General features: G+C 64.5%; 11 protein-coding genes. 7 read left to right on the forward strand and 4 right to left on the reverse strand.

Annotation, left to right across the window (positions count from 1 at the left end; all coding sequences use genetic code 11):
* Positions 1–14: 14 nt before the first annotated feature.
* On the forward strand, positions 15–1,676 hold the full coding sequence (locus ACIPZG_RS10945) for an FMN-binding glutamate synthase family protein (RefSeq protein WP_400713396.1): 1,662 nt from the start codon (positions 15–17) through the stop codon (positions 1,674–1,676).
* Positions 1,677–1,786: 110 nt separating this feature from the next.
* On the opposite strand, the gene ACIPZG_RS10950 is transcribed toward ACIPZG_RS10945, so the two are convergent.
* A complete protein-coding gene (locus tag ACIPZG_RS10950; protein ID WP_008098971.1) occupies positions 1,787–3,106 on the reverse strand; it encodes an OprD family porin in 1,320 nt (439 codons plus the stop codon).
* Between the two features lie 459 nt (positions 3,107–3,565).
* Between ACIPZG_RS10950 and ACIPZG_RS10955 the strand changes: the two genes are divergently transcribed.
* Positions 3,566–5,668, forward strand: coding sequence for a TonB-dependent receptor (locus ACIPZG_RS10955; RefSeq protein WP_400713399.1), 2,103 nt, complete (start codon positions 3,566–3,568; stop codon positions 5,666–5,668).
* Positions 5,669–5,854: 186 nt separating this feature from the next.
* Here ACIPZG_RS10955 and ACIPZG_RS10960 read toward each other — a convergent pair whose 3' ends face one another.
* The 3 genes from ACIPZG_RS10960 to ACIPZG_RS10970 all read right to left on the reverse strand — a co-directional run bounded on the left by ACIPZG_RS10960 (position 5,855) and on the right by ACIPZG_RS10970 (position 10,385).
* Positions 5,855–6,052, reverse strand: a complete 198-nt coding sequence (locus tag ACIPZG_RS10960) for a hypothetical protein (RefSeq protein WP_400638799.1) — start codon at positions 6,050–6,052, stop codon at positions 5,855–5,857.
* Positions 6,053–6,237: 185 nt separating this feature from the next.
* Entirely contained in the window at positions 6,238–7,344 is a 1,107-nt protein-coding gene (gene aguA / locus ACIPZG_RS10965; RefSeq protein ID WP_400713402.1) for an agmatine deiminase, read from the reverse strand.
* Between the two features lie 140 nt (positions 7,345–7,484).
* Positions 7,485–10,385, reverse strand: a complete 2,901-nt coding sequence (locus ACIPZG_RS10970; RefSeq protein WP_400713405.1) for an aminotransferase — start codon at positions 10,383–10,385, stop codon at positions 7,485–7,487.
* A gap of 191 nt (positions 10,386–10,576) precedes the next feature.
* Between ACIPZG_RS10970 and rfbC the strand changes: the two genes are divergently transcribed.
* Genes rfbC through ACIPZG_RS10995 form a run of 5 tightly spaced genes read left to right on the forward strand, consistent with a single transcriptional unit; the run spans position 10,577 to position 15,690 of the window.
* On the forward strand, positions 10,577–11,122 hold the full coding sequence (rfbC, locus tag ACIPZG_RS10975; RefSeq protein WP_400713408.1) for a dTDP-4-dehydrorhamnose 3,5-epimerase: 546 nt from the start codon (positions 10,577–10,579) through the stop codon (positions 11,120–11,122).
* On the forward strand, positions 11,119–11,979 hold the full coding sequence (gene rfbD, locus ACIPZG_RS10980) for a dTDP-4-dehydrorhamnose reductase (protein WP_400713411.1): 861 nt from the start codon (positions 11,119–11,121) through the stop codon (positions 11,977–11,979). Before rfbC ends, rfbD begins: the two co-directional genes overlap by 4 nt.
* A gap of 38 nt (positions 11,980–12,017) precedes the next feature.
* Positions 12,018–13,832 (forward strand): ATP-binding protein, encoded by a 1,815-nt coding sequence (locus ACIPZG_RS10985; RefSeq protein ID WP_400713414.1) that lies wholly within the window; start codon positions 12,018–12,020, stop codon positions 13,830–13,832.
* Positions 13,829–15,238 carry a sigma-54-dependent transcriptional regulator gene (locus ACIPZG_RS10990; protein ID WP_400713417.1) on the forward strand — a complete coding sequence of 470 codons (1,410 nt, stop codon included), beginning with the start codon at positions 13,829–13,831 and terminating at the stop codon, positions 15,236–15,238. The genes ACIPZG_RS10985 and ACIPZG_RS10990 overlap by 4 nt, the downstream gene beginning before the upstream one ends.
* Positions 15,235–15,690, forward strand: a complete 456-nt coding sequence (locus ACIPZG_RS10995) for a YiiD C-terminal domain-containing protein (protein WP_400713420.1) — start codon at positions 15,235–15,237, stop codon at positions 15,688–15,690. The genes ACIPZG_RS10990 and ACIPZG_RS10995 overlap by 4 nt, the downstream gene beginning before the upstream one ends.
* Positions 15,691–15,743 lie beyond the last annotated feature (53 nt).

The raw sequence follows: 15,743 nt of genomic DNA on the forward strand, positions 1-15,743 counted from the left end.
TCTGCGATGGACCCATGAAACACTCTCTACCCAGCCGCTACGCCTGCCTGGCCCTCTGCCTGCTCTTCACCTTCGCCAGCCTGCCATTACTCGCCCAGCACGCCTGGCTCTGGCCACTCACCGTGGTCACCGCCCTGCTCAGCCTGGTCGGCCTCAACGACCTGCGCCAGAGCCACCACGCCGTGCGGCGCAACTACCCGATCCTGGGCAACATCCGCTACCTGATCGAAACCATTCGCCCGGAAATCCGCCAGTACCTGATCGAAGGCGACGACGACAAGCTGCCCTTCTCCCGTTCGCAGCGCTCGTTGGTCTACGCCCGGGCCAAGAACGAGAGCGCCGAGAAAGCCTTCGGCACGCTCAACGATGCCTACAAACCCGGCTTCGAGTTCATCAGCCATTCGATGCTGCCAGTAGCAACCCCAGACCCGGCGTCGTTCCGCATCGCCATCGGCGGGCCAAAGTGCCGCCAGCCCTACTCGGCGTCGATCTTCAATATCTCGGCCATGAGCTTTGGCGCCCTGAGCGCCAACGCCATCGCCGCCCTCAACCAAGGCGCGCGCCTGGGCCGTTTCGCTCACGACACCGGGGAAGGCAGCATCAGCCCCTACCACCGTGAACATGGCGGCGACCTGATCTGGGAAATTGGCAGTGGTTACTTCGGCTGCCGTACCGATGACGGGCGCTTCGACGCGCGACGCTTCGCCGCCCAGGCCAGCGACCCGCAGGTGAAGATGATCGAGATCAAGCTCAGCCAAGGCGCCAAGCCGGGCCACGGCGGCATCCTGCCGGGGCACAAGGTGAGCGAAGAAATCGCCGCCACCCGCGGCGTGCGCGTGGGTGAGGACTGCATCTCGCCCGCCGCGCACAGCGCTTTTCGCACGCCGGTGGAGCTGCTGCACTTCGTCGCCAGCCTGCGTGAGCTGTCCGGCGGCAAGCCGGTGGGCTTCAAGTTCTGCCTGGGTCATCCGTGGGAATTCATGGGCATCGCCAAGGCCATGCTGGCCACTGGTATTACCCCGGATTTCATCGTCGTCGATGGCAAGGAAGGCGGTACGGGTGCGGCGCCGCGCGAGTTCAGCGACAACATGGGCGTGCCCATGCGCGAAGGGTTGATGTTCGTGCACAACACCCTGGTGGGCTTGAACCTGCGATCGAGCATCCGCATCGGCGCGGCGGGCAAGATCGTCAGTGCCTTCGATATCGCAAGCGCCCTGGCCCTCGGTGCCGACTGGGTGAATTCGGCGCGCGGCTTCATGTTCGCCATCGGTTGCATCCAGTCGCAGAGCTGCCACACCAACAAGTGTCCGACCGGCGTGGCGACCCAGGACCCGTTGCGCCAGCGCGCGCTGGTGGTGCCGGACAAGGCCCAGCGGGTTGCCAGCTTCCACCGCAATACCCTGCATGCCTTGGCCGAGATGCTGGCTGCAGCCGGCCTGGAGCACCCGTCGGCGCTCAAGCCCAAGCACCTGGCGCGGCGTATCAGTACCGGGCAGATCAGCCTGTTTTCGGACTTGCACCAATTCCTCAAGCCTGGCGAATTGCTCAGCGGCTCGATCCAGAGCGAGTTCTATGCGCGGATGTGGCGGATGGCGCGCAGTGACAGCTTTGCGCCGGAGACAGGGGACGGGATGGCGGCGAAGGTAACTCGCCAAGAGGAAGTGGAACCAGCGTAGGGCCTCATCGCCGGCAAGCCGGCTCCCACACAGGAGCGATGCTGGCCTGCTTTGTGTGGGAGCCAGCTTGCTGGCGATCGGGCTGCGAAGCAGCCCGCGAGGCCATCAGATCAGAAGATGCTGATCGGGTACTCGACGAATACGCGGACTTCGTTGCCGTCGTCGTTGTAGCCGTTCTGCTGTACAGCGTTGTTGGTGCGAAGGAACGAGCTGCGCAGCTTGATCGACAGATCCTTGGCTGGGCCATCCTGCACCACGTAGCGGATCTGGTTGAAGATCTCGCGCTCTTTACCTTCGCCGAAGCCTTCTGGGTTGGCGGCGTTGCGGGTGTTGATGTTGTCACCCACCACGTAGGCCAGCTTGTAGGTCAGACCCGGGATACCGTAGGCACCGAAGTCCAGCCCGTAGCCCAGCTGCCAGGAGCGCTCGTCCTCGGCGTTGAAGTCGGACCAGTAGGAGTTGGCCAGGTAGATGGTCGAGCCACCGTCACCCACGCCACCTTCGTTCTGGTACCAGCCGTAGTTGTAGCCGGTGCTGCCGGTGCTGCGCTGGTGCGCGAGGGTGAACGAGTGCGCGCCGTAGGCGTAGGTCGCGGCCAGGCTCCAGATGGTGTTGGAGTCGCCGTTGAGCTCGGCAGACTCGACGAACTTCTTGTCGATGTCCGACTTGTAGCCGTTGAAGTCCAGGGTCAGGGACTGGTCATTGGCGATCGGGAAGACGTAGTTCAAGCCCAGGTAGTGCTTCTTCATCACGTCTTCGTTGTCTGCGGTGTACAGCGAAGCGGTGAAGTTGTCGGTGAACTTGTAGCTACCACCGAGGACGTTGATCGACTTCAGGCCGCCACCGTCACGACGCTCGGCGCTCTTGCGCGCTTCTTGGGTGAAGCGACCGGCGTTCAGCTCCAGGCCCTGGATTTCCTTGGAGGTCAGCAGGGTGCCGGTGAAGCTTTCCGGCAGCAGGCGCGCGTCGTCGTACTGCAGCACAGGCAGGGTCGGCATCTGGTCACCGTACTTGAGCACGGTGTTGGAGATGCGGAACTTCACGGCTGCACCGGCACGCGACAGGTCATGCGGGCTGCTGGCGTTGCCGTTGGCGTCTTTGGTGTTCTCCGGCTTGAAGAAGTCGATACCGGCGCCGCCGTTGTGGCCTTTGCCGCCGTCCAGACGCACGGCGTACAGGCCGAATGCGTCGACGCCGACACCGACGGTGCCCTGGGTGAAGCCGGAAGAGAAGTTGCCGATGAAGGCCTGGCCCCATTCCATCTGGTCATCGGTACCGTGCTTCTTGTCACGGTTGATGTAGGCGTTACGCAGGAGAACGTTTGCGTGACTGTCTTCGATAAAGCCTTTGCTCTCGGCCTGCTCGTTGGCCTGGGCCTGGGTCGCGGCGATCATCGCCAGGGCGACCAGGCTGATCCTGGTTTTCAACATGTTGTTTTCCTTATTTCTTAATCAAAAACGCTGTGCAATATGACGCCAGGAACCAACGCCCCTTCGTAGGTTCGACGCTATGCGGATCCACACTGAAAAGCCCGTGGCGGGCCTTGTACAGCAGCCTGGCCATGGCATGGCCAGCAAGCGTTGGCCGAATCCTAGCGGTGTGCGATTACAAATGTCAAAAAGTCGTGAAAAGCAGGTCGATCTAACCTTGATCAAACGCAGGAACGGTGCATTTTCACGCACGTTCGCGCCATAGGTGGATAATTTGTCTCTTGTCAGAAATCTCATTTTGATAGCAATGACAATTTCCCCAAGGCCCCCTACTCCCAATGGGTTAGTAACAAAGTGATACATACGTAAAGACAAGTCTTTACGAATAGCCAAGCGACAGCAAATAGCAAGCATTACCATTTGCATCCTTTTTCACCTGCCCCAGGTCTGGATGCCTCCATGCTTGCCCCTTGCCGCCTTTCACCCCTGACCCTCGGCCTCTCGCTGCTGTTCAGCGCCAGCCTGGCCAGCGCCGCCACCACCACCCTGCCCGAGCAGTCGGTAACCGCCGACAGCGAACGCGAAGAAGACAACCCACGGGTCAAGGAGGTGAGCACCGCCACCCGCACCTCCACGCCCGTGCGTTACGTGCCACAAGCCATCGACACGGTGAAGGCCGCCAATGTCCTGGACTACGGCAGCAACACCCTGGGCAAGGCACTCGAAGGCATTCCCAACGTCAGCAGCGGCGCCGATACGCGCTTCGACAGTGTCCGTATTCGGGGCTTCGACGCGAGTAACGACTTCTACCTGGATGGCGTGCGCGACGACAGCCAGTACATTCGCGACCTGCACAACATCGAACGGGTCGAAGTGCTCAAGGGCCCGGCGGCAGTCCTGTATGGCCGCGGCAGCCAGGGCGGCATCGTCAATCGGGTAAGCAAGGCGCCAGAACGTGGCCGGCGTTCCTCGATCGAAGCCCAGGGCGGCAGCGAGGACCTGCGCAGCCTGTATGCCGACCTCAGCGCCGACCCCAGCGACACTGTCAGCCTGCGCCTGAACCTGGGCAACCAGGACAACAACAGCTTCCGCGATGGCATCGATGGCAGCCGCCAACTGTTCGCCCCCTCGATGAGCTGGCAGCTCTCGCCTGACTTGAACTGGCTGGTGCAGTACGAGTACAGCCGCTACAACCGCACCCCGGACCGTGGCATCCCCGGGGTCAACGGGCGCCCGGCGGATGTGAGCCGCAGCACCACCTACGGCGATACTCAGCGTGACTACATCGACGACCGCGCGCAGTCGTTGCGCTCGCGCCTGAACTACCAGCTGAACGAGACCTGGCAACTGCGCCATACCCTCGGCCTGTTCCAGCTCGACAGCGACTTCGACAACACCTACGTGACCGCCTACAACCCCGGCAACAACACGGTCACCCGCCAGCGCTGGCAGCAGGACCTGACCACCCGCAACCTGTTCAACAACCTTGAGGCCGAAGGCGACTTCGCCACCTGGGGCGTGGAGCACAAGCTGCTGCTGGGCCTGGAGCTCGGCCACCAGCGCCGCGACCCGACGCTGTACACCGCCGCACCGGTTTCAGCGGGCGGCAAGCCCGTGCCCCCTCTGGACCTGAACAACCCGAACCGCCACCTGCAGCACAACGGCAAGATGGTGGTGTCGAGCGACAACCACAGCGTGGTCGACAGCCGTGGCCTGTACCTGCAGGACCAGATCCGCCTGAACGATGAATGGCAGATCCTCGCCGGGGTGCGCTTCGATCAGTTCGAGGTGGAAACCACCAACAAGGTGCGCGACCTCACCGAAAAGCAGGACAGCAACAGCACCAGCCCGCGCCTGGGCGTGGTCTATACGCCGTGGCGCGACCATTCGTTCTATGCCTCCTGGAGCAAGACCTTCTCGCCGGTCGGCGGTGGCCTGATCGGTATCACGCCTGGCGCCCCCGGCAACACCAACGACACCAGCCCCGAGGAGACCCGGCAGAAGGAAATCGGGGTAAAAAGCGATTGGCTGGATGATCGCCTGACCACCACCTTGGCCATCTATGAGCTGGAGCTGTACAACCGCCGCACGCGTGACCCGATCAACCCGGAGATCACCCTGATGAGCGGCCTGCAGCGTTCGCGCGGCATCGAGCTGACCGCCACCGGCAATATCGTTGGCAACTGGTACGTGCGCGGTGGCATTGGCCTGCAGGACGCCACCATCGTCGAGGACAACAACGGCTTGGAAGGCAACCGCATCAACGATGTCGCCAAGCGCAACGGCAGCCTGTTCGTGACGTGGAAACCGGAGCTGGGCTGGTATGCGGAAACCGGGCTGACGCTGGTGGGCGAGCGTTATGCCGATAACCAGAACACCACGGTGATGCCAGGGTATGGCCGATGGGATGCACTGGTAGGCTTGCGTACCCATGATTGGGATGTGCGGGCGGCGTTGAGCAATATTACCGACAAGACCTACTACAGCTCGGCGACCAGTGCGGCGCAGATCCAACCGGGGGATCCGCGTAGCCTGGTGGTGACGGGGAGTTACAGCTTCTGAGGCTTGTCTGCACTGGCCCTATCGCCGGCAAGCCGGCTCCCACAGGTACTCCACTGCCCTTGAGAACGGTGGTATCCCTGTGGGAGCCGGCTTGCCGGCGATAGGGCCGGTACAGGCACCCCACAAACGAAAACGCCACCGCATTCACGGTGGCGTTTTCCATGGGGGGGCGGGCTCCTGCCCTGCTCAGTGCCACACACCCAGCAATGCTTCCAGCTCCGCTTCACTGATCAGGCCTTGTGGATAGCGGCCGTCAAGCAGACGTCGTGGGTCGGTCGTCCTGACCCTCTTGCTTCCCTGGTGTTTCAACCACTGCGTCAGCGTTCTGAGCGATTGGCGATTCACTGATGATGGGCGCAAAGCCGTCTCACTTGCTGCATTCATGTCTACACGTACTCCCTGGGCCCGTGAGCGGCTAATTTACGTCGTGTTTGTTACAAGACGGATATCCGACTTGCAGAGTTAACTCCCTGAAATCAATACAAAACATATGCCATTTGGCATGCCGGGCATCAGCCATGACAAAAAAAGGCCCGTCATCTGACGGGCCTTTCTCGTTCAACTCAGTCTCAGCGCTTGACCGGTGCCGGTTGCTGCTGGGTCAGGCAGTGGATGTTGCCCCCCCCCAACAAGAGCTCCCGGCCAGGGATCATCACCACCTCGTGGTTCGGGAAGACCTTGGCCAGGATCGCTCTGGCCTGGGCATCTGCCGGGTCGTCGAAGCTCGGCGCGATGATGCCGCCATTGACGATCAGGAAGTTCACATAGGAGCCGGCCAGGCGTACCGAAGGGTCGCGCTCCTGGCTGCCGGCCACATGATCGACGCCGGCGCATTCGGCTTCGGTGGCGAACAGCGGGCCCGGAATCGGCATCTTGTGCACCACGAACTCGCGGCCTTTGGCGTCGCGGCTGTTTTTCAGCACTTCATAGGCCGCGTGGCAGCGTGCGTAGTTGGGGTCGTTCGAATCATCGGTCCAGGCCAGTAACACTTCGCCTGGGCTGACGTAACAGCAGAAGTTGTCGACGTGGCCGTCGGTTTCGTCGTTGTACAGGCCGTCCGGCAGCCAGACGATGGTCTCCACCGCCAGGTGCTCGCGCAGGATCGCTTCGATCTGCTCGCGGTTCAGGTGCGGGTTGCGGTTGCGGTTGAGCAGGCACTCTTCGGTGGTGATCAGGGTGCCTTCGCCGTCCACGTGGATCGAGCCGCCTTCGAGCACGAAGCCCTCGGTGTGGTAGCGCTGGCAACGTTCCATTTCCAGGACCTTGGCCGCCAGTTCCTCATCACGGTTCCAGGGCGCGTAAAGGCCGCCATCGAAGCCGCCCCAGGCATTGAAGCCCCAGTCCACGCCACGCACCTCACCCGCATCGTTGATCACGAAGGTTGGGCCGGTGTCGCGCACCCAGGCGTCATCGTTGCTGATTTCCACCACGCGGATGTTCGGCAGGTCGAGCTGGCGACGGGCGTTTTCGTACTGGCCGGCGGAAACGGCGACGGTCACCGGTTCAAACCGAGCGATGGCCTTGGCCAGGGTCACGTGGGCAGCCTGTGCAGGCTTGCCACCCAGGCGCCAGTTGTCAGAGCGCTCGGGCCAGACCATCCAGACCTGGCTTTGCGGCGCCCACTCGGCAGGCATGTGGAAGCCGTCGGCGCGAGGCGTGGAGTTGAGGGTTTTCATCGGTAACCTCTGGGAAGAAGGGAGGGCATGGCGATTTTATACCCGATATATATCGGCAATAAAAGCTAACCAACCAACCGTTAAGGAATAAAAAAGCCGAACATCTCGATAACAATCGACATGTTCGGCCTCACCGTTGATTACAGGTCTTCGGACAGGATGCGATCGATGCTGTCGACAAAATAGTCCACGCTGGCCCGCGTGGTACACATCGGCGGCTTGATCTTGAGGATATTCAGGTAATCCCCGGTCGGCTGCATGAAGATACCCAGGTCGCGCAGGCGGTTGCACAGCATCATGGTTTCCTCGGTGGCCGGCTCCAGGGTCTGGCGATCGCGCACCAGCTCCAGCCCCAGGTAGAACCCGGAGCCATGCGCCGCACCGGCAAGCGGATGTTTATCGACCAGCGCCTGCAAACGTGCCTTGAAGTAGCGCCCGGTGTCGCGGGTGTTCTGCCACAGCCCCTCCTCGTTCATCACATCCAGCACCGCCATGCCGATACGGCAGCTGACCGGGCTACCGCCCGCCGACGAGAAGAAGTAGCCCTCGGCCTCCAGCGCCTCGGCGATTTCGCGGCGGGTGATCACCGCGCCCAGTGGCTGGCCGTTGCCCATGCCCTTGGCCATGGTGATGATGTCCGGCACCACGCCCTGCTCCTCGAAGCCCCAGAAGTACTCGCCCAGGCGGCCATAGCCCACCTGCACTTCGTCGGCGATGCACACGCCACCGCGAGCACGCACCTTGGCGTAGGCCTGCTCCAGGTAGCCCGCGGGCAGCGAGATACCCCCGGCGTTGCCGTACACCGGCTCGCAGATCATGCCGGCCAGCTGGCGACCACGGGCATCGAGGTCGGCGAGCTTGGCATCGACATCACGCAGGTAGTCGGCTGCGCTGTCGGCGCCTCGGTAGCGCCCCCGGAAGGTATTGGGCGCCTCGACCGGGTGCACCCAGTCCGGGCGGGTTTCCAGGGCCAGAGGGTTGTCGGCGATCGAGGTGGAAATGGCATCGGTGGCCACCGACCAGCCATGGTAGGCCTCCAGTACGCTGATCAAGTCGCGCCCGCCGCTGTAGGCCCAGGCCAGGCGAATCGCCAGGTCGTTGGCTTCGGTGCCGCTGTTGACCAGGAACACCCGGTCGAAGCCCGCTGGCGCCAGTTCGAGCAGGCGCTCGGAAAACTCGGCAATGGCGGCGTAGTGGAAACGCGAGTTGGTGTTGACCAGCGACCATTGCCGCGCCGACTCGGCGGCCATGCGCGGATGGCCGTGACCAAGCACCGCGACGTTGTTGAGCATGTCGAGGTATGAGCGGCCCTGCATGTCGATCAGGTAGTTGCGCCAGCCGCGCTCGATCTGCGGCGGCTGCGCATAGTAGTGCTTTTGCGAGCGGGCGAAGCTGGCCTCGCGGCGGGCCAGCAGGGCCTGCGGATCGGCCAGCGGCTCGGCATCGCAATCGAAGCCCAGCAGTGCTGCCGGCGATGGGCACAGGGCCAGCCAGGCCGCGGCCCGGGAAGGTGTGGCAAAGAACGGGGGCTGGATGTCGCCGTCCAGGCTCAACTGAACACTGAGGAAACCACAGCTGCTGCCCAGCGCCTGCCCCTTGGCCACGGCCTGGCCATCTGCCGGGGTATCTTCCAGGCCGCTCAGCCACAAGGACCATTGCGGCGTACGCAAACACCCGCGGCCGTCGCCTTGGCGCTGCCAGGTGCCCGCCTGCGGCGCCTGCACCGCCGTGCCGTTGGGCACATGCAGTTCGACGCCCAGGGCGCAGGTGGCCGGTTCTTCGGGACGGTCGATATGGGTTTGCGACAGGCGATACTGCCCGTGCAGGCTGCAGGCCGGCGCGGGTTGCGCCGTCAGCAGGTGCTGGTCGAAACCAGGCTGTTCCCAGTTACCGGCTTCGCAGTGGGTGCTCAGCACACCCAGGTCGACCCGGTTGACCGCCTGGCCGGCCAGTTCCGGGAGCAAGGGCGCGCAATCGGTCAGGTCGGGCAGGCTCGGTTCGATCCCGCCGGCCTGCAGGATGGCGGCTTGCATCAGGGCAAAGGGCACGGCGGTGGCAGTGTCGAAGATCTCCCACTCGTGGGCGATATTGTCGCGGATGTACTGGTTGCCCGGGTCCACGGCCAGTTGCTGCTCGCTGCTCAGCACCAGCACCGCGGCGCGGTTCAGCACCAGCGGCCACAAGGCGCGCAGCTCGGCCTCGTTCAGCGGGTTGACGGCCTGGTAGGCACGCACCGCCGGCAGGATCCGCAGCGGATCGCCTTCGGCATGGTGCAACAAGGCCGCGCAGGTAACCGACAGGTCGGCGATACGCCAGGTGCGCAGCAGGTCGCCGAAATCGATGACACCCTGCAGTTGCCACTGGCGTTCGTCATCACGGGCCCAGACGGCGTTGTCGTCGGTGATGTCCAGGTGCACCGCCTGGCTCGGCAACTGCCCTGCCAGCGGCGCCAACTGCACGGCGGCCTGGGCCGTGGTCTGCTCGATGCGGGCGCGTTGCGCCGGGTCCTGCAGTACCGGCAGCAGGTGCTCGATCAGCGCCTGGGCGTGCTGCGGGTCCCATTGCAGGGTACGTGCAAGGCCCGGGTGGTCGAAGTCGGCCAAGGCCTTGTCGACACGGGCGCAGAGCGCACCCAGTTCGGCCATCAGCCGCGCGGGCATGTGCTTGAGTCGAGTCAGCGGCTGGCCCTCGATATAATCGAGCAGCCGTGCGCGCAGCGGTTGCCCGTCGATGTCCAGCGCCAGCAAAGCTTGCCCGTCGCGCGCCGGACGCACGGCCGGCACCGGTACGCCCTGCTCGCGCAGGTACGCCAATGCGGCGTGCTGCGCCTCCAGCTCCACCTGGGCGTAACTGCCGTGGCAGACCTTGAGCACATAGCGCCCCTGGCCCGTGTCCAGCCGGAAATTCAGGTCCTGCTGGCTGCCCAGGGCACACAGGCTGCCGGCAAGATCATAATGCGCCTGCAGCAAGGCATGGGCCTGCGCTTCGCTGAGCGAAGGACTGGGCAGGCTGGAACGCTGGATCAGGGTGCTGAGGGGCATGGAGATGAAACCTCTTTTACTTTTCGCTTATCTCGCCACTGCCAAGGCCGATAAACAAGTGGCAAAGATGAAATGATGTTGATGCGCCGACGCGTAGACCCACCGACAATCTAGGCTGCAAAGGGCCAAGGGCGGCAAACTGCACATGACCGGTACGGTCGAATCCTGAGCACACTGGTCAAAGAATCGCCATGAACATAATCGCCACTGAAATACCTGACTTGCTGATCATCGAACCCAAGGTCTTCGGCGATAGCCGCGGATTCTTCCTCGAAAGCTTCAACGCCCGCGAGTTCGCCAAGGCGACCGGCGTCGAAGCGCGCTTTGTGCAGGACAACCATTCACGCTCGCAGCGCGGCGTACTGCGCGGGTTGCACTATCAGATCGACAACCCCCAGGGAAAACTGGTGCGGGTAACCCAGGGCGAAGTGCTCGACATTGCCGTGGATATCCGCCGCAGTTCGCCGACGTTCGGCCACTGGGTGGCCGCCCGCCTGAATGCCGACGACCATCGCCAGTTCTGGATCCCGCCAGGGTTCGCCCATGGTTTTCTGGTACTGAGCGAGTCGGCCGACTTCCTGTACAAGACCACCGACTACTACAACCCCGCTGCCGAGCGCTGCATCCGCTGGGATGACCCGCAACTGGCCATCGACTGGGGCCTGGAAGTACCGCCCTTGCTGTCGGCCAAGGATCAGGCGGGTGTACTGCTGGCTGACGCGGACCTGTTCCCATGAAGATTCTTGTCTGTGGCCACAATGGCCAAGTGGCCCAAGCCTTGAGGACACAGCTGGCCGGCCTGGGCGAAACGCACCTGCTGGGCCGCGACCAGCTGAACCTGGCGCGGCCCGAGGCACTGCGCGAAGCGCTACGCCGCCTGGCGCCCAACCTGATCATCAACGCCGCAGCCTATACCGCCGTGGACCTGGCCGAAAGCGAGCCGGATACAGCCTATGCGGTCAATGCCGAGGCCCCGCGCGTACTGGCCGAAGTGGCCGTGCGGCTCGGCGCGCCGCTGATCCACTACTCCACCGACTACGTTTTCGATGGCTACAAGGCAACGCCCTACACCGAAGCGGACCAGCCCAACCCATTGAGCATCTATGGCCGCAGCAAGCTGGCCGGAGAACAGGCGATTACCGCCGTGGATGGCGAACACCTCATCCTGCGCACCAGTTGGGTCTACTCGCTGTACGGGCGCAACTTCCTGCTGACCATGCAACGCCTGCTGCAGGAAAAACCGCAACTGAAGGTGGTGGATGACCAGATCGGTGCGCCGACCTGGGCGACGACCATCGCGGCCAGCACCCGCGCACTGATCGAGCGCTGGCAGGCTGGCCAGGCCGGCGCCTGGGGCACCTATCACCTGACGGCCCAAGGCGAAACGTCCTGGTTCGGCTTCGCCCAGGCCATCGCCGCGCAGCTCGAAGCCCGCGGCCTGCCTTGCGCCGAGCTGCTGCCGATACCCACCCGCGAGTACCCAACCCCCGCGCGCCGCCCGCTCAACTCGCGCCTGGACTGCACGCGTCTGGCCCGCGAATGGGACATCCACCTGCCGCCGTGGCAGCAGGCGCTGATCGACTGCCTCAAGTAGCGCATAATTGCGCCAGACTCTTCTGGCGCATTTACGCAATGATTGCAAAACCGACGCCCCCACGCCGTCCCCGCTGGCGCAGCCTGGCCTTGCTGGCGCTGTGCCTGACGCCACTGCTGTGGCCGCTGCATCACCTTGCCGAACGCTATTACCAGGACCAACTGGCTTCACAGAACCGCCAGACCCTCGACCTGTACGTGGCCAACCTGCTCGGCACCTTGCACCGCTATGAGACCCTGCCGCAGATCCTCGGCGAAATGCCGGCGCTGCGCACGGTGCTGGCTGACCCGCTCAAGCTGGAAGCGGTGACCAACGCCAACCGCCTGCTCAAGGACATCGTCCAGCAGACCGGCGCCGAAGTGATGTACCTGATGGACGTTCGCGGCAACACCCTGGCAGCCTCCAACTGGGACAAGCACGACAGTTTCGTCGGCCGCAACTTCGCCTTCCGCCCGTACTTCAACGAAGCCATGGACGGCCACCTGGGGCGCTTCTTCGGCCAGGGCACCACCTCGGCCAAGCGCGGTTACTTCTTCGCCGCCGCGGTACACGACCGGGAGCGCATCGTTGGCGTGCTGGTGGTCAAGGTCGACCTCGACCACACTGAAACCCTGTGGGGCCGCACCCCCGAGCAGTTGCTGCTGACCGATCACAATGGTGTGGTGATCCTCACCTCGCGGCCCGACTGGCGCTTCCGTGCCACCCGCGCACTGACCGAGGCCGAGCGCCAGGCCATCATCGCCATCCAGCCCTATCCGACCCAGGCGCCGCAGCCCTTGGCGCTCAACCCCAACGCCTGGCTGACGCAAACCCGCGACATCAAGGAAACCGGCTGGCAGGTCAGCATCCTCGCGCCCAGGATGCTGGTGGATCGTTCGGTACAGACAGTCATGGCCATCGGCGGCGCTGTCCTGCTGGTGTTGATGCTGCTGGCCGGCCTGGTCATGCAGCGGCGCCGCCACTACATCGACCGCATCGACTTCGAGGCCCGTGGCCGCCAGGAGCTGGAAAACCGCGTGGCGCAGCGCACCGCCGACCTCGAAGGCCTCAACACCCGCCTGATGAGCGCTGTGCTCGAACGCGAGAACGCCCAGCAGGAGCTGGTGCGGGCTCAGGACGAGCTGGTGCAGGCCGGCAAACTGTCGGTGCTGGGCACCATGTCGGCAAGCATCAGCCACGAGCTCAACCAGCCATTGGCGGCGATTCGCAGCTACGCGGAAAACGCCGAGATCCTGCTCGATCACCAGCGCACCGAGGACGCCCGCGGCAACCTCAAGCTGATCGGCGAGCTGACCGGGCGCATGGCCTCGATCATCGCCCACCTGCGTGCGTTCGCCCGCCGCGACCGCCACGCCCCGGAAAGCGTGGCCCTGCAGCCGGCGCTGGACGATGCCCTGGCGTTGCTGGCCAAGCGCCGACGGGCGATGGCCGTGGAGCTGATTCGCGACCTGCCGGACGCCACCTTGTGGGTGCAGGCGGGCGAAACACGCCTGCGCCAGGTGCTCGGCAACTTGCTGGCCAACGCCCTCGACGCCTTGACCGAAAAGGCCAACCCGCGCCGCCTGTGGCTAAGTGCCGAAACCCGCGAGGGCTACGTCTACCTGTACATTCGCGACAACGGCCCGGGCTTCAGCCGCCAGGCCCTGGAGCATGCCAAAGAGCCGTTCTTCACCACCAAGACCCGCACCCAAGGCCTGGGCCTGGGCCTGGCCATCTGCGAAAGCCTGATGCGCGCCCTGGGTGGCGAACTGCTGCTGGCCAACCACCCGGAAGGTGGCGCCTTGCTGACCCTGCAGCTGCGCATGGCCGCGCCCGGGGCCAACCTGCAACCCACGGAGGACCCCTCGGTATGACGACCGAGACACAGATCGACAGCCAGGCCCAGGTGCTTCTGGTCGACGACGACCCGCACCTGCGCCAGGCCCTGAGCCAGACCCTCGACCTGGCCGGGCTCAAGGTGGTCGCCCTGGCCGATGCCCAAGGCCTGGCCGAACGCCTGGAGCCTGACTGGCCTGGCGTGGTGGTCAGCGATATCCGCATGCCGGGCATCGATGGCTTGCAACTGCTGGAACAGCTGCATGGCCGCGACAGCGAACTGCCGGTGCTGCTGATCACCGGCCACGGCGATGTGCCGTTGGCCGTGCAGGCCATGCGCGCCGGTGCCTATGACTTCCTGGAAAAACCGTTCGCCAGCGATGCCTTGCTCGACAGCGTGCGCCGCGCCCTGGCCCTGCGCCGTCTGGTGCTGGACAACCGCAGCCTGCGCCTGGCCCTGAGCGACCGCCAGCAACTGTCCACCCGCCTGGTTGGCCATTCGCCGTCCATGCAACGCCTGCGCGAGCAGATCGGCGCCCTGGCCGGGACCCGAGCCGACGTGCTGATCCTTGGTGAAACCGGGGCCGGCAAGGAGGTGGTGGCCCGCGCCCTGCACGACCTTTCCAGCCGCCGCGAGGGGCCATTCGTCGCCATCAATGCCGGCGCGCTGGCCGAATCGGTGGTGGAGAGCGAACTGTTCGGCCACGAGCCGGGGGCGTTCACCGGCGCGCAGAAGCGCCGCATCGGCAAGTTCGAATTCGCCAACGGCGGCACACTGTTCCTCGACGAAATCGAGAGCATGAGCCTGGACGTGCAGGTGAAGCTGCTGCGCCTGCTGCAAGAGCGGGTGGTCGAGCGCCTCGGCGGCAACCAGTTGATCCCACTGGACATCCGCATCATCGCCGCGACCAAGGAAGACCTGCGCCAGTCCGCCGACCAGGGGCGCTTTCGCGCCGACCTCTACTACCGCCTGAACGTGGCGCCGCTGCGCATCCCGCCGCTGCGCGAACGGGGCGACGACATCCTGGTGCTGTTCCAGCATTTTGCCGACGACGCCAGCCAGCGCCACGGCTTGGCGCCGCACAGCCTGCAACCGGCGCAACGCGCCATGCTGCTGCGCCACGACTGGCCGGGCAACGTGCGTGAGCTGCAGAACGCCGCCGAGCGCTTCGCCCTGGGCCTGGAGCTGGCCCTCGACGGCCAGGTCGCCGCTGCGGCGCCCTCTGCGGCGCCGATGCTGCTGGGCAACCTCAGCGAACAGGTCGAGCAGTTCGAGCGCTCGCTGATCGCCGCCGAACTGGCCCAGCCCCACAGCTCCATGCGCAGCCTTGCCGAAGCCCTCGGCATCCCGCGCAAGACCCTGCACGACAAGCTGCGCAAACACGGCCTGCATTTTGAAGGTGGCAGCAGCGGGCCCGACGACCACGAGGAAAACCGCCCATGAGTTCCGATAGCCAATACCTGCAGTCCGTCCTGCACGGCGACATCCCGCTGACCCGTGAAATGGGCCTGGAAGTCATCGATTGGCAAGCCCAGACCCTACGCCTGCAACTGCCGCTGGCCGCCAACGTCAACCACAAGAGCACCATGTTCGGCGGCAGTTTGTACTGCGCCGCAGTGCTGGTGGGTTGGGGCTGGCTGCACCTGCGCCTGCGCGAGCTGGGGATCGATGACGGGCATATCGTCATCCAGGAAGGGCAGATCAGTTATCCGCTGCCGGTGACCGGCACGGCGGTGGCGCGCTGTGCGGCGCCGGACGAGAAGACCTGGGAGCGGTTCGTGACGATGTACCAGCGCCGTGGCCGGGCCCGGCTGACGCTGCAGACCACGGTGAGCAATGTCGGTAGCGACGAGCCCGCTGTCAGCTTCAGCGGCCAGTACGTACTACACCGCTGATTGTTGTAGGAGCGGCCTTGTGTCGCGAAAGGGTTGCGCAGCAGCCCCAGCAA

It is taken from the genome of Pseudomonas sp. NPDC089395 (assembly GCF_044749525.1).
In the GTDB taxonomy this organism is placed as follows: Bacteria; Pseudomonadota; Gammaproteobacteria; order Pseudomonadales; family Pseudomonadaceae; genus Aquipseudomonas.